The 14,011-nt window shown below is 62.3% G+C and carries 12 protein-coding genes and 3 pseudogenes; 10 read left to right on the top strand and 5 right to left on the bottom strand.

Annotation, left to right across the window (positions count from 1 at the left end; all coding sequences use genetic code 11):
* Window positions 1-26: 26 nt before the first annotated feature.
* Window positions 27-1,502 (bottom strand): coniferyl aldehyde dehydrogenase, encoded by a 1,476-nt coding sequence (locus tag ACV229_RS30675; RefSeq protein WP_448086835.1) that lies wholly within the window; start codon window positions 1,500-1,502, stop codon window positions 27-29.
* Between the two features lie 99 nt (window positions 1,503-1,601).
* Between ACV229_RS30675 and ACV229_RS30670 the strand changes: the two genes are divergently transcribed.
* The gene (locus ACV229_RS30670) at window positions 1,602-2,249 is read left to right on the top strand and encodes a TetR/AcrR family transcriptional regulator (protein WP_448086834.1); all 648 of its coding nucleotides are present in this window, start codon (window positions 1,602-1,604) and stop codon (window positions 2,247-2,249) included.
* A 133-nt stretch (window positions 2,250-2,382) separates the two neighbouring features.
* Window positions 2,383-3,066 (top strand): type 1 glutamine amidotransferase domain-containing protein, encoded by a 684-nt coding sequence (locus tag ACV229_RS30665; RefSeq protein WP_448086833.1) that lies wholly within the window; start codon window positions 2,383-2,385, stop codon window positions 3,064-3,066.
* A 51-nt stretch (window positions 3,067-3,117) separates the two neighbouring features.
* On the opposite strand, the gene ACV229_RS30660 is transcribed toward ACV229_RS30665, so the two are convergent.
* From ACV229_RS30660 to ACV229_RS30645, 4 genes are all read right to left on the bottom strand, one after another.
* Window positions 3,118-3,597, bottom strand: coding sequence for a MerR family transcriptional regulator (locus tag ACV229_RS30660; protein WP_448086832.1), 480 nt, complete (start codon window positions 3,595-3,597; stop codon window positions 3,118-3,120).
* Between the two features lie 129 nt (window positions 3,598-3,726).
* The gene (locus ACV229_RS30655; RefSeq protein WP_448086831.1) at window positions 3,727-4,971 is read right to left on the bottom strand and encodes a saccharopine dehydrogenase family protein; all 1,245 of its coding nucleotides are present in this window, start codon (window positions 4,969-4,971) and stop codon (window positions 3,727-3,729) included.
* Between the two features lie 42 nt (window positions 4,972-5,013).
* Window positions 5,014-5,931 carry an acetoacetate decarboxylase gene (locus ACV229_RS30650; protein ID WP_448086830.1) on the bottom strand — a complete coding sequence of 306 codons (918 nt, stop codon included), beginning with the start codon at window positions 5,929-5,931 and terminating at the stop codon, window positions 5,014-5,016.
* A 173-nt stretch (window positions 5,932-6,104) separates the two neighbouring features.
* Window positions 6,105-6,554 carry a MerR family transcriptional regulator gene (locus tag ACV229_RS30645; RefSeq protein WP_448086829.1) on the bottom strand — a complete coding sequence of 150 codons (450 nt, stop codon included), beginning with the start codon at window positions 6,552-6,554 and terminating at the stop codon, window positions 6,105-6,107.
* Window positions 6,555-6,846: 292 nt separating this feature from the next.
* On the opposite strand from ACV229_RS30645, the pseudogene ACV229_RS30640 reads away from it, so the two are divergent.
* The 8 genes and pseudogenes from ACV229_RS30640 (at window position 6,847) to ACV229_RS30605 (ending at window position 13,929) form a co-directional block, all read left to right on the top strand.
* Window positions 6,847-7,679 (top strand): annotated as a pseudogene (locus ACV229_RS30640) (alpha/beta fold hydrolase).
* Window positions 7,680-7,894: 215 nt separating this feature from the next.
* Window positions 7,895-8,167, top strand: a pseudogene (locus tag ACV229_RS30635) (2,4-dienoyl-CoA reductase); the annotation flags it as partial.
* A 681-nt stretch (window positions 8,168-8,848) separates the two neighbouring features.
* Window positions 8,849-9,730: an RNA polymerase sigma-70 factor gene (locus tag ACV229_RS30630; protein ID WP_448086828.1), complete on the top strand. Its 882-nt coding sequence runs from the start codon at window positions 8,849-8,851 to the stop codon at window positions 9,728-9,730.
* A gap of 197 nt (window positions 9,731-9,927) precedes the next feature.
* A pseudogene (locus tag ACV229_RS30625) lies at window positions 9,928-10,164 on the top strand (carboxymuconolactone decarboxylase family protein); the annotation flags it as partial.
* Window positions 10,163-11,164 (top strand): LysR substrate-binding domain-containing protein, encoded by a 1,002-nt coding sequence (locus ACV229_RS30620; protein ID WP_448086827.1) that lies wholly within the window; start codon window positions 10,163-10,165, stop codon window positions 11,162-11,164. The pseudogene ACV229_RS30625 and the gene ACV229_RS30620, both read left to right, overlap by 2 nt.
* Window positions 11,165-11,673: 509 nt before the next feature.
* A complete protein-coding gene (locus ACV229_RS30615; protein ID WP_448086826.1) occupies window positions 11,674-12,666 on the top strand; it encodes an alpha/beta fold hydrolase in 993 nt (330 codons plus the stop codon).
* Window positions 12,667-12,741: 75 nt separating this feature from the next.
* Entirely contained in the window at window positions 12,742-13,467 is a 726-nt protein-coding gene (locus ACV229_RS30610) for a cysteine hydrolase (RefSeq protein WP_448086825.1), read from the top strand.
* A 195-nt stretch (window positions 13,468-13,662) separates the two neighbouring features.
* Window positions 13,663-13,929 (top strand): DUF2798 domain-containing protein, encoded by a 267-nt coding sequence (locus tag ACV229_RS30605; protein WP_448086824.1) that lies wholly within the window; start codon window positions 13,663-13,665, stop codon window positions 13,927-13,929.
* Window positions 13,930-14,011 lie beyond the last annotated feature (82 nt).

Below are 14,011 nucleotides of genomic sequence, written 5' to 3'. Positions count from 1 at the left end.
TGTTCACGCCTATACCGTACCGGGCCCTAGTCCGCACGCGGCCGCCAGATGCGTGCGCCGGCCGGGTCCCGGCTCGGTCCGAGCAGTGCCGCCAGCGCGAAATCCGCGAGCTTGCCGAACGGCGCACGCAGCAGACTCGGGAGACTCCAGCGGCCCTGAACGAACACCCCCTTGGCGTGGCTCATTGCACGGAATCCCTCGATGCCGTGATAAGCGCCCATCCCGCTCGGCCCCACGCCGCCGAACGGGAGGTCTTCCTGCGCGACATGCAGGATCGTGTTGTTGATGCCGACATTGCCCGACGTGGTTCGCGTCAGCAACGTTTCGCAGTCGCCGTTCCGGGCGCCGAAGTAATAGAGCGCAAGCGGCCGCGGGTGGGCGTTCACGTAGTCGATGGCCTCGTCGATCGTGCGATACGTGCGCACCGGCAGGATCGGCCCGAAGATCTCTTCCTGCATCACCGCGGTGTCGTCACTTGCGCCGACGATCAACGTGGGCGCAAGCGTACGCTTGCGGTTGGCCGCGTTCTGCGGACTCACGCCCGCCTCGATCACCCGCGCGCCTTGGCGTCGCGCGTCGTCGACGAGCCCTCTCAGGCGATCGAAATGCCGGTCGCTGACGATCGACGTGTAGTCCGAACTGGTTGGCCCGTCCGGATAGAAGCGGGCCACCGCGGCATCGTATTGTGCGACGAATGCGTCCAGATCGTCTTCGTGAACCAGCGCATAGTCGGGGGCCACGCAGGTCTGCCCGCCGTTCGACAGCTTGCCGAACACGATGCTGGACATCGTCCGGCCATCGACATGGCCCCTCGCAACGATCACGGGGCTCTTGCCGCCCAGTTCGAGCGTCACCGGCACCAGGTTGTCGCTTGCGGCCTTCATGACCTTGCGGCCGACCTGCGTGCTGCCGGTGAAGATCAGATGGTCGAACGGCAAGCCGCTGAAGGCCGCGCCGACCTCCGGGCCGCCGAGCACGACCGCGACTTCCTCGCTCGGGAAGGTGTCCGCGAGCATCCGCCGGATGACCTCGCTGGTGCGCGGCGTCAATTCCGAAGGCTTGAGCATCGCGCGGTTGCCGGCGGCCAGCGCGGTTGCGAGCGGAATGAACGTCAGCGAGAACGGGTAGTTCCACGGCGCCATCACCCCGACGACGCCGACGGGCTGGTATTCCACATGCGCGCGCCCGGCGCGATAGAAGATCCCGACGTGCCGGCGCTGGGGCTTCATGAAGCGACGCAGGTTTCGCGTCAGGTAATCGATCGCCTGGATCACGCCGACCAGTTCCATGATCGCCGTCTCATGGCGCGAACGATGCCCGAAATCGGCATTGACCGCCTCCTCCACGTCGCGGCGATGAGCGAGTACCGCGGCGCGCAGGCGGGCGAGCCGCGCCTTGCGCTGCTGCACGCTCGGCGGCCCCGCCCGGACGAATGCGCTGCGCTGGCGGGCCAGCAACGCCGCCGGGTCGATGCTCGAGCTGGATTCTGCGGAAACGGCCATGTTGCACCTCACGAGGTTGCGTCAATGTAGACACTGTCAACTTGCTTGACGCGGATGATAGGATCACAATGTGTTCCCTGTCAACATGGGAGCAACACGATGCCGTCAGACGCAGACGCCGGGCAAAAGACCTATCACCACGGGGATCTGCGGCGCGCGATCATCGAAACGGCGCTCGACACGCTGCACGAGCAACAGGGCTGGCAGTTCACGCTGCGCGAGATCGCGCGACGGGCGAATGTCAGCCACTCCGCGCCGTACCGGCACTTCCCGGACAAGGCGGCATTGCTTCACGAACTGGCGCTGATCGGGTTCGATCGCCTGCGTGAGGAGCTGGCCGCGGCCGTCGATCCTGCGTCGGAAACCCCAGCGGTCATGCGTGCGCTGGCGTACGCCTATCTCGCGTTCGGCAAGCGGAACCCGGATCTCTATCGCCTGATGTTCGCCGCGGATGCCGGGGAGCCTTCGGATATCCATCTCGATCCGCGTACGCAGGCGCCCTTCCTGCTGGTCGTCGACATCCTTGAGCACGGTCAGCGAGCCGGCACGATCCGCGCGCGCCCTGCGCTTGGCCAGGCGACCGCCTGCTGGGCGCATCTTCATGGCCTGACGCTGCTCGCGATCGACGGACGGCTGGTGCGCGAGAAAGTCGGCGATCATGCGATCGAAGATGCGTTGACGACGTTGCTGGACGGACTCGTGCTGCCTGACAAGCGCCCCGGCGCGGGAAAGACAAAAAGGTCTTGACCTTTAACTTCACTTAAAGGTTATGGTTTTCCTCGGCAAGCGTATCGAGGCCATGGGTATGTGTTCTGCCATCCGACAAAACGGCGGCCCGTCGAAGACGGCCGCCCGTGGCCGATGAAGAGGAAATCGCATCATGACCAAGCGCATCCTTCATGTCGTCAGCAACGTCGCGCACTACGCCGACCCGTCGCAACCGACCGGCCTGTGGCTGTCCGAGCTGACCCATGCCCATCACATCTTCGCCGCGAAGGGGTATGAGCAGCGGCTCGTGAGTCCGAAGGGCGGCGCGTCGCCGCTGGAGCCCCGCTCGCTCAAGTGGCCGCACGCGGACGCTGCCGCGAAAGCGTGGCGCGCCGACAAGGCCAACCAGGCGCTGCTCGCGACCACTGCCCGGCCCGACGAGATCGATCCGGCCGATTTCGATGCGATCTATTTCACCGGCGGCCATGCGGTCATGTGGGATTTTCCGGACGATGCCGGGCTGCAGCGGCTCACGCGCGAGATCTACGAACACGGCGGCATCGTCTCGTCGGTCTGCCACGGCTATTGCGGCCTGCTGAACACGAAGCTGTCCGACGGCACGCTGCTGGTCGCCGGACGCCGGGTCACCGGCTATTCGTGGGTGGAAGAAATCCTGGCCGGCGTCGCGAAGAAAGTCCCGTACAACGTCGAGCAGGAGATGGAGCGGCGCGGTGCGCGCTATGAAAAAGCGCTGCTGCCATTCACGTCGAACGTCGTCGTCGACGGTCGCCTGGTGACCGGCCAGAATCCGCAATCGGCAAAGGCAACGGCAGAGCAGGTCGCGGCACTCCTGTGACGCGGGCGTCCCGCTCACGTGCGGGACGCGACGTGACGCGTCGGCGACCACCTAGGACCGGGTCGTCCGGCGCCGAGCCGGCTTGTCGCGTTCCCCGGCGGCGGCTTCCTGGCCGGGGCGTGCCGTCGTCTCCTGCCGAATTTGCGGCAGCAGTCCCCTCGCATGGGTTGCGCAATCGAGCGTAGGCGGTTTCGCCCCGATTTCAGCGATGAGCGACACGACGTGCGCCTTGCGACGCGCAAGCCATGTTTCCAGCGCCTCGATGTCCTGCACCTTGCGGCAGAGCGCGTCGAGCAACGAACCGCATTGCCACTGCGCGAAGTCGGACGGAATCAGCGTGCGAATCTCGTCGAGACTGAAATCCGCCTTCTGCGCAGCCGTGATCAGATCGAGCACCATCGCCGCTTCCGGCGGATAGGTGCGATAACCGTTCGCTTCCCGCTCGACGAGCGTCAACAGGCCGATGCGTTCGTAGAAGCGGATCCGCGAAGGGGTAAGGCCAGTGCGTTCCGCCAGTTCCCCGATCTTCATGTTCCCGATGCTCCCCGGTCGAATCGGGTCCGACCATCAAACCAGCCGTGACAGTATCTTGTCTCCTCAAATTGATTCGGATTCCGACATTTCTTTTCTTCCCGTGTGGCCCGATCGCTTACCGCCGAGTCACGTCAACTCGAAACGCAACCCCGCATGGCGAACCAGGCGCTCGATAAAGCGCTCGTCGAACATCGTCGCCGGCGTCCAGAAGCCGCCGCCGCGCCCTGCCTTGGCGCCGTCCCTGCAGCAATCCAGTGCGAGACTGATCGCGGCCTGGCCCAGCATCTTGCCCGTGGAGCCGTAACCCGGATCGCGATCCCCGGTGACTTTGACGCGCAAGGTTCGCCCGTCGCTGGCGCGGCCGAAGAAACGCAAATCGTAGCGGCCGGACAACTGGGCCTCGGCGCTCGGGCCCTCGCCGGGCTTCGGCAGCAGGAAGCGCTCCATCAGGCTGCGCACCGGCTTGATGACGACGCCCACCATGAACGCACCCAGGCCGGCCACCATCGCTACGGCGGCGAGGCGGCCTTTGAGGCCCGTGCCGGTCATGACGGCTTCGTCATAGGTGAACCGGCTGCCATAGGCGTTGCCCGCAAGCGCATTGGAGCGATGCACGACGCGCTCGTTGATGGCCGCCATCACGAACGGGGCGATCCACGCATCGCAGTCGCCGTCGAATTCGGCCGATCTGACCGCGTGCTGCCGCACCGTGAATCCGTGCGCTTTCGGGCACAGCGCATAGGGATCGAGCAGCTCCCTGCGCAACGCGGGATCGGCCGCGGCTTCCCGAACGACGTTGATCACGCTCGCCACCGTTCCGCCCGATGCCCCGCCCTTCAGCGTCCTGACGCGCATCTTCACCTGCGCGGCCGGCGCACCCCATTGCCGGATGGCCTGTTGCTGCAGGAAAAAGACGCCCATGTCCGACGGAACTGAATCGAAGCCGCAACAATGGACGATGCGCGCCCCCGATTGCCGAGCCGCAGGCTCGTACTTTTCGATCATCCGCTTGATCCACTGGGTCTCGCCGGTGAGGTCGCAGTAGTCCGTGCCGCTTTCCGCGCAGACCTTGACGAGCGGCTCCCCATAAAGCGCGTAGGGCCCGACGGTGGACACGACCACCCGCGTTTGTGCGCACATCGCTTGCAGCTGCGCTTCGTCGGCCGCGTCCGCGACGATGATCGGCAACGACTGCCCCGCCGCGCCCAGCGACTCCCTGACCTGCCTGAGCTTCGTTTCCGACCGGCCGGCGATGGCCCAGCGCAGCGTGTCGCCGTCGCCCGACAGATGTTCGGACAGGTATCGGGTCAGGATCTGCCCGACAAAGCTGGTGGCGCCAAACGCGACGAGGTCATAGGCCGGCGTGGTCATGGACGATTCCTTCTGAGCGGGAGAGTCGAGGGCATCGCGCCGTTATCTTTGCTTTCCGGGTCCATCGAAGGTCTTCAAAGGCGTCGGCAGATTCAGGACCAGTTGCGCGTCCTTGACCACGTCGAGACGAACGATGGTGGATGCGCCCAACCCATCGAGCAGCTGGCTCAGCGGACCGCCATGCCGCACCAGCTCGACGTCTCGCGGCAACAGGCGCTGCGCGAACGACAGCGTATTGGTCTGCACCGAGCTCTGGTGCCATTCGCCGTCGATCAGATTGATCATGGTCGTCGTGCCCATCCGCGATTGGGGCGCAACGGTGCTCAGCGCAGGCAGCGGCGCGCGCAGGCTGAGATCCGGCCGCCCCCCCGGACCGGCGATGCGCGCGCTTGCGTCGGCGCCGATCTTCACGTCGATATCGGCGAGCCACTTGGGCAGCTGATAGCCGTATACGCCGCGAACCCGCGCGATTTCCGTCGTGACGGGAAGCGCCAGCACATGCGCAACGAAGCTCCGGCGGCGCATGGAATCGATCAGATCCAGCGCGTGCGACCCTCGCGCGCCGGGCCTGCGGATGACCACCGCGACGGACACTTCGTCGTACGGATCGTTATCGCAGACCGAATACGAAAAGAACGTCAGTGCCACCAGCCCATGCCCCGGAAGCGCCCGCAGCGGTTCGAGCGGCACCGGCAGCATGGCCCGCAAGCGTTCGAGAGGTGCAAGGAACAACAGCTGGATGTTGCTGGAACGGTAGTAGAAGTTCGGCGCCCATGTCGGGCCCACCCTCGACGCAACCAGACGCTTAGGTATCCGACGGAAAAAATCGATGTTCCCCGCGGCAGGATCCCGCGCCACCTCGTCCAGGTCCGGATTCATCCGGAATCGGTCGTAGTATCCGCCTTCGGGCACGTCGACCTTGTGCGGCCCGAATTCGACCTGTGTAAACCGCCTGTCCATGTTCGTTGCCTCTCCTCGATGATCGACCGTGGCAGGCAACGCCCGAAGCCTGCTGACTCACTGCCGTCAGCAAGCACTTTAAGATTGAACTCAACTTCAAGGTCAAGGGCCCGGATAGAGGAACGATTCGGTCGTCGCTTCGGCGACTTGCCGGCAGTCGTCCTTTCGTCGAATCATTTGGCGCTCGAGCGACGCCCCTTGCCCCGTATCGCCACCACCCCTTGATCGCGCAAGCGATCCATCACCCAGCGGGTCCGCTCGGAACAGTTCAATTCGGTCGGCCTGTTCCTGATGCTGTCGATGGCGACGAGCAGTTGCGCCTTGTTCTCCTTGAGGCGCTTCTGCATCGCGTCGATTTCGGCGACTTTCCGTTCGAGCGCTTCCACCAGCCCGTCATGCTGCCAGTTGCCGGCCCCCACCGGCAGCAGATGACGGATCTGCTCGAGCGAGAATCCTGCGCTCTGCGCGCTGGAGATGATCTCCAGCATCCACACTGCGTCCTCGGAGTAGTCGCGATAGCCATTCGTCCTGCGTTCGACGGCCGTGATCAGCCCTTCTGCTTCGTAGAAACGGATCCGGGATGCCGTCAGGCCGCTGAGCTTCGCCAGCTCCCCAATTTTCATGCTTGCCTCGTCAGCGTGTTGACATTAAACCTAACTTTAATCCTAGAGTCGGTGCGTCGCCAAGCGAGGCCGACGGCTGCATCCGTCGGACATGCTGCCGCTTGCCGCGACACACCGTGGCCAGGCGCGAGCGAATGATGGCGCCAGTCTGACCATTGCGGCAACGCGGCCTGCCGACTGCCACGTTGTCCTTCGTTCAACCCGCCATCGTCAGGAGCGCCACGTCATCACTGATCCGCAGCAACCGGAAAGCACGTCATTGATTGATATTGCCCACTGAACAGGAGCAAACATGGGATACGTCACAACGAAAGATGGTGTCGACATCTTCTACAAGGACTGGGGTCCGCACGACGCACAGGTGATCTTCTTTCATCATGGCTGGCCGCTCAGCGCCGACGACTGGGATGCCCCCAGATGCTCTTCTTCCTGGCCCAGGGCTACCGCGTGATCGCGCACGACCGTCGCGGCCACGGACGATCCAGCCAGGTCTGGGACGGCCATGACATGGATCACTATGCGGACGACGTCGCCGCGGTCGTGAATCACCTCGGCGTCCAGGGCGCCGTCCACGTCGGCCATTCCACCGGCGGCGGCGAAGTCATCCACTACGTCGCCCGTCATGGGGAAGACCGCGTCTCCAAGGCTGTGCTGATCAGCGCCGTTCCGCCGCTGATGGTCAAGACCGAGAGCAACCCCGGCGGCCTTCCCAAGGAAGTGTTCGACAACCTCCAGGCCCAGCTCGCGGCGAACCGGGCGCAGTTCTATTACGACATTCCGGCAGGCCCCTTCTACGGCTACAACCGTGACGGTGCGAAGCCGTCGCAAGGCGTCATCTGGAACTGGTGGCGGCAAGGCATGATGGGGAGCGCGAAGGCCCACTACGACGGCATCGTCGCCTTCTCGCAGACCGACTTCACCGAAGACCTGAAGAGCACCACGATTCCCGTTCTCGTGATGCATGGCGACGATGATCAGATCGTCCCCTATGCCGGTTCCGGTCTCCTGTCGGCGAAGCTGGCCAGGAACAGCACGCTGAAGACCTATGCGGGCTTCCCGCATGGCATGCCCACGTCCAACGCCGAAACGATCAACGCCGATCTGCTCGCGTTCATCCGCAGCTGAACGCAACGGATGCCAAGGGCCGCCCCCTGGCATCCGCGTTCCCTGCCGGCCCGGCCTTCGGTCTGCAAGCGCAGGCTGAAGGCCGCCTGCTCCCCGCTACCGCAACCCTACCCGAAGCCGCGCGTTCCGAACCTCAAACAAGGCGTTGACATTAAAGTTGACTTTAACCTTAAAGTCACGACATGCTCAAGCGAGGTGCCCCCATGAACGTGTTCGGCATCGGCACGGCGCTGGCCATCGATCCGAATCTGCCGCGCGACTGGCGGCTCGGCAAAGACAACGCGCCGCAACTGTCGCCTGTCGCTTGGAAGAACAAGGCATTGGCCTCGCTCGCGAACATGGCCGCCGTCAAGTTCCAGCTGCGCAAACTCAGTCTTGGCAGGACGCCCGATCCGGAGGTATCGCCGGTGCGGGCGCTGATCCTGCAACAGTTGGCGAATGCATGCCGGACCCGCCAGTACCGGCGCAGGATGGCGCAACGATCCTGATGACGATTCCGACGGCACGGCGGCGCGGTCTGCCTTTACCGTCGGATACTCGCGCGTCGACTGACCGGGTTGCCCATCGTGCTGCGGCCCATTCAGCCTTGTCTGCCTATTGAGACGATGCTTGTCAGGCCGAACCGCAGACCGCCCGGTGCCCTCGCAGCACGCTTCATCGAACTGCTCAAGGCCGAACGCGATGCCATTACGCCGGACGCGTAGCGCATTGGAAAACGCGGCCAATACCCCGCGCGTGCAGGGACGACCGATTTGCCGTCGATACCCGCCACTCGGTCGACGCCGAGTGCAAAGACTCTTTCAGGTCGGCTTCAGCTGACCGCGTCGGGCGGGTGTCGGCCATGTCCGGCCGTTGGCCAATCGAGGACCTCAGCCACTCGGACGTCTCTTGTATCCTGTTAACGGACATCGAGCGCTGCCTTCGCTCTCTACGCGGCTTCCATTCGGCGGTATTTCAATACATTCGATTGGGGATTTCGACCGTGAACCTCGCTTCTTGGCCGTGAATGCCCGCCTGTCGCCCTGACCAATGGAGCCGCAATGGCTCCGATTTCTGTAGATCAAAAGGGCAATGTCGAACGTGTCAAGCGTTGTCCCATCCGTGGCAAAATGCACTGTCAGCACGCTGTTCGGGCGGCGCTTATGCCAAACGCGACAGGAAGTCTGTTTATGGACGACGACGCGCATGCCTTTAACGGGCTCCGCCCCCGATTGCAGAAGATTGCCTATCGAATGCTGGGGTCTGTGGCCGAAGCCGAAGATATCGTGCAGGACGTCTGGCTGCGTTGGCATGCGGCGGCCCGCGAGAGCATCGATAACGCGGAAGCGTGGCTCGTCGCGGTCACGACACGGATGTCCATCGACCGTCTGCGCGCCGCGAAGATACAGCGCGAACACTACACGGGCATCTGGTTGCCCGAGCCGCAGATGACTGACTCACCCGCTACACCCGAGGAGGTCACGGAGCGTGCAGACGACGTCTCCGTGGCATTTCTGACGCTGCTCGAGCGGCTGACGCCGGAAGCGCGGGCAGCCTTTCTGCTGCGCGAGGTGTTCGACGCGGACTACGGGGAAGTCGCTGAGGCCATCGGCAAGACGGAGGCGGCGTGCCGGCAACTGGTAAGCCGTGCAAAAGCGCAACTGCGCGATGAACGCCCGCGTTACGAAGTGTCGCGCGAAACGCATCTTCGCCTGCTGCGGACCTTCGCGCAGGCGCTGGAGGACGGCGACTTCCATGCGATCAACGCGTTGCTGGCCGAAGACGCGATGCTGATTGGCGACGGCGGCGGCAAAGTCCCGAGCTCCCCACTACCGATGTTGGGGGGCCGGCGCATCGCGCAGCTTTTCTACGCGCCGTCGCTGCGTTATGGCAGCGAACTCAGCGTCAAGCTCGTGGTGCTCAACGGCCAGTGGGCGCTGCTGCGCTTTATCGAAGGCAAGCTCGAATCGGCACAGTCGTTCGAAACGGACGGCAAGCGCATCGTTCGTATCCATGTACAGCGCAACCCTGATAAGCTCGTCCGCATCGCGGCCGCACACTCCAACGGTTGAACGCCGATCACTCTCGGGCGCGGACGCGTCTCAACTCGTCGATTGGCGCCCCGCGTACAACACGGTGAGTCCGTTCGCATGCCTGTCACGAAACGCCGTGCCACCTACGATGACTTCTTGCGGCCGATGGTCGCCAACAGCGCCCGCGAAGCCCGGGGGCTCACTCATCGTAGCCGGGAGAAGTCACGACGCAACGTATCAACTACATTCAGCAATCGCCGGAGCTGTTCAAGAGGTTCCTCGAACTCAGCAATCTGCTGAAGGACAGCGCAATCGAGGAATCGATCCGTGATCTCGTGTCGGTCCGGGCGTCGCAGGTCAATGGTTGTGGGTTCCGCCTCGACGCGCACGTGAATAGAAGCCGACGGACCCTGTCACAAACGGCGGCGCTCGTACGTCTAGTCGTGCATGGACTCCACGACTCGCGCTTACATGTCAGATTACCCATCACGCCGCCTCTTTGTCGGCGCGGACGATCCGTTCGCAAGCAGCTTTGCGACCAGTTACGCCTGCGTCGTTTGCTTTCTGGCCGTCGCCAATGCAGGCAGCTTTGCCCGCGCGGGTGATCGCCTTGGCATCGGCCGATCCGCGGTCAGCCGCAATGTGCAGAAACTCGAGGCTCAGCTCGATGCGCGTCTTTTCCAGCGCACAACGCGCAGCACGTCGCTCACGCGCGAAGGAGAGCTTTTCTACGCGAACTGTCAGCCGGGCATAGAGCGCATCGCCCAGGCGCTCGAAGACATGCGGGAGCTGCGCAGTGGGCCGCCTCGCGGTCATTTGCGCATCGGCGCCACACCCGGCTTCGGCCGCAAGATCGTCGCGCCGCTGCTGCGCAGTTTTCACACACAATATCCCGAAATCATGCTGGAACTGCTGCTGAACGATCGCCCCGCCGACTTCACTGCCGATCGTATCGACGTCTCGTTTCGAGACGGACGCATGGAAGACAGCGGAATCGTCGCGCGGCAGCTGATCCCGATGCAGTTGATCGTCTGCGCATCGCCTGCCTATGCACGGATTCACGGCTTGCCGCACCACGTCGACGACTTGCTCGGCCATCGCTGCATCAACTTTCGCACAGCGTCGGGCCGCGTCAGGGAGTGGGAATTCAAGGTCGACGGTCTTGCACAGCGGCGCCGGCCTGTCGCGCAACATACGTTCAACGATGTGGATCTGATCCTGCAGGCAGTGCTCGACGGGCTGGGCATCGCGCAGTTGCCGGCCTATCAGGTGTGCGATCTGCTTTTCGAAGGCGAGTTGATCAGTTGTCTCGCGCAGCACGCACCCGAAGACGGCGGCCATTACATTTGCTATCTCAGCCGCAAGAATCTACCTGCCCGAATCCGTGTGTTCATCGACTATATGACCGAGCACGCGAGGGCGGTCGACCTGCAGCGTCTGACGACGATGACGACGTTATCGACCATCGAGTGACGACACCCCGAACGACGATGCGTTCCCCGCGTCTTCGCCTCTGCCAGACAAGCCGCGATTGATCTTCCCCATCGTTCCGTGATGCGCTTTAGCACGTTTCGTACCCCGGTGCTGGTATTGGCAAGTTCCAGCGAAAGGTTGCCTATCAGATTGGTGCCGACGCGGCAACTGAGTGCGCAACGTGGCGACACTACCGGCACCCTGTGTCGAAGTCTAGGATTCTCTCCAGGTAGTTTCTGCTCAGAATGTTTCGACGCAGGTTCGGTGAGTTCAACCTCCGCCTACTGATGAGGGGAAAACATGACGCAAGGTCTCAACTACTTTCAGCAATCCCCGGAACTGTCCACGAAGCTTCTGGAACTCTACATGCTGCTCTAGAGCGGCACCATCGAGGAGCCCATCGCTAACCTCGTCCAGATGCGTGCGTCTCGCCATTCATAAGCAACGCGCTCACGTGAATGAGCGCCCATCCAACGCCGCCGAGTGCGGTCAAGAAAGGAGTATGACCTATGTCTTCAAATAATCGCAGCCTCACCAAGGGCGTGGCACGGCGTAACTTGCTACTCGGCAGCGCTGCCGCAGCTGGCTCTCTTGTCGTGGCTAGCGTGCAGAGCCCGGCAATGGCCGCTCCGTCAGCAAAGGAGGCGCATCATGCAAAGGCAGGCGGGAAGGCCTCTGGCAGCTACATCGCGACAACCGACGGCGCGCAGCTCTATTACAAGGACTGGGGCGCTGGTCGCCCCATCGTGTTTTGTCATGGCTGGCCACTCAGTTCGGACAGCTGGGAATCTCAAATGATGCTCGTTGCATCGGACGGGTATCGTGCAGTCGCACATGATCGTCGTGGCCACGGCCGTTCAAGCCAGTCCTGGACTGGCAACGAGATGAACACTTATGCCGACGATTTGGCCGCCGTCTTCAACACCCTTGACCTGCGCGATGCCGTACTCGTGGGTTTCTCCACGGGCGGGGGCGAGGTGGCTCGCTATATCGGCCGGTACGGTACGCGGCGGGTCTCCAAAGTCGTGCTGGTTTCGGCAGTGCCGCCCTTGATGCTCAAGACGCCCGCCAACCCGCTTGGCTTGTCAATTGAAGTCTTCGATGGCCTGCGCGCCGCCCAGCTCGCCAATCGGTCCCAGTTCTACAAAGATGTGCCGGCCGGTCCGTTCTATGGCTTCAACCGTCCCGGAGCAAAGCCTTCGCAGGGGCTGATCGACGCTTGGTGGGCCCAAGGCATGCAGGGCGGTCACAAGAACACTTATGACTCGATCAAGGCGTTCTCGGAAACTGATTTTACCGAGGACCTGAAAAAGATCGACGTGCCTACCCTCATTATCCACGGCGACGATGACCAGATTGTCCCCATCGATGCCGCCGGACGCGCTTCGGCAAAGCTGATCAAAAACTCCAAGCTGATCGTCTACCCCGGCGCACCGCATGGATTGACGGATACGCATAAGGAAAAATTCAACGCCGACCTGTTGGCGTTCATTCGTAGTTGAAAGCCCGTCGACTCGATGGCTGACATTGCTTTTCGGTGCCGGCAGCTAATCCATCCAATCTGAGAGTCAATTCCCATGTGCAACCACCACAATTGCTATGCAGACCCCGTTGAACCGGCTTTGCCCACGAGCGATCTGACACTGGACCTCCCGCGGACGGCGCTGGTGGTCATTGACCCGCAAATCGACTTCATGAGTCCCGAAGGGCGTAGTTGGGAGGTCGTCGGCGAAAGCGTGACGGAGCAAAATCTGGTGCCCAACCTTATCCGCCTGTTCCAGGCTGCGAAGCGGGCGGGTATCACCGTCGCCATTTCTCCCCACTATTATTTTCCCCATGATCACGCATGGAAAGTGCACGGTCCCGCCGAGAAGTTTCAGCATGCCTTGGGCATGTTTGACCGACCTGGCGCGCTGACGCTGGACGGCTTTCAGGGTTCGGGGGCAGATTTTATGCCAGACTTCAAGCAGTACATCGAGGATGGAAAAACCATTATCTGCTCAACGCACAAGCTGTACGGCCCACAAGCCAATGACCTCGTTTTGCAGTTGCGCAAGCAGCGCGTCGATCAGGTGATCCTTGCAGGAATGGCCGCCAACCTATGCGTCGAGTCCCATCTGCGGGATCTGCTGGAGCAGGGCTTCGAAGTTGCGGTTGTACGCGACGCAGTGGCAGGACCGAAGGTGCCGGAAGGCGACGGATATCACGCGGCGCTAGTCAACTTCCGCTATATCGCGAACGCGCTCTGGGATACCGACGAAACCGTGCAGCGGCTGGCAGGAAGTGTTCGCGCAGCGGCGTAACCCCAGTGATTTCGATGTATGCCGCCTCCCCAAATTTGCGTTGCAGGCGACGCTATTCGCCCTTCGCAGAAACTCATGCAGTGCAGAGTTGACGGCAATGAACAGGATGGCGAAGCACCACCTATCAAACATGATCTTCGTCTGCTCAGGATCATGGGATGCCATCGATATACGTAACCATGGGGAGGCGGACACATGAATGTCTGGTTCAAAGGAAGAGAGATAATAAAAATGTTTAAGATGCCTTCACGCTACAGCCATTTCGCCTATGGCGTTATCCAAGCCGGATTAACCTGTTCCATCTCGGCGGCCATCGCAAGCATTCCATTTGCAGAAAAAGGCTTGTTCTTTCAGCAATGGCTCATGTCTTGGAGCACTTCCTGGCTTACCATGGTGCCGGTTGTTTTATTGGTGGCTCCGTTTGTTCGACGTATGGTAGAGAGAATGACAACCAATTCTTAGCATCACGACGTCGTCAATAATTGGATATCAAAGTACGTTCTTCTAAATTGAATTGGGATGAACGAGCACGGGAACTCGAGCC

The organism is Burkholderia sp. MR1-5-21, from assembly GCF_053427715.1.
Note: the sequence above shows the minus strand (reverse complement) of the source record. Positions and strands in the feature narration are given on the sequence as shown.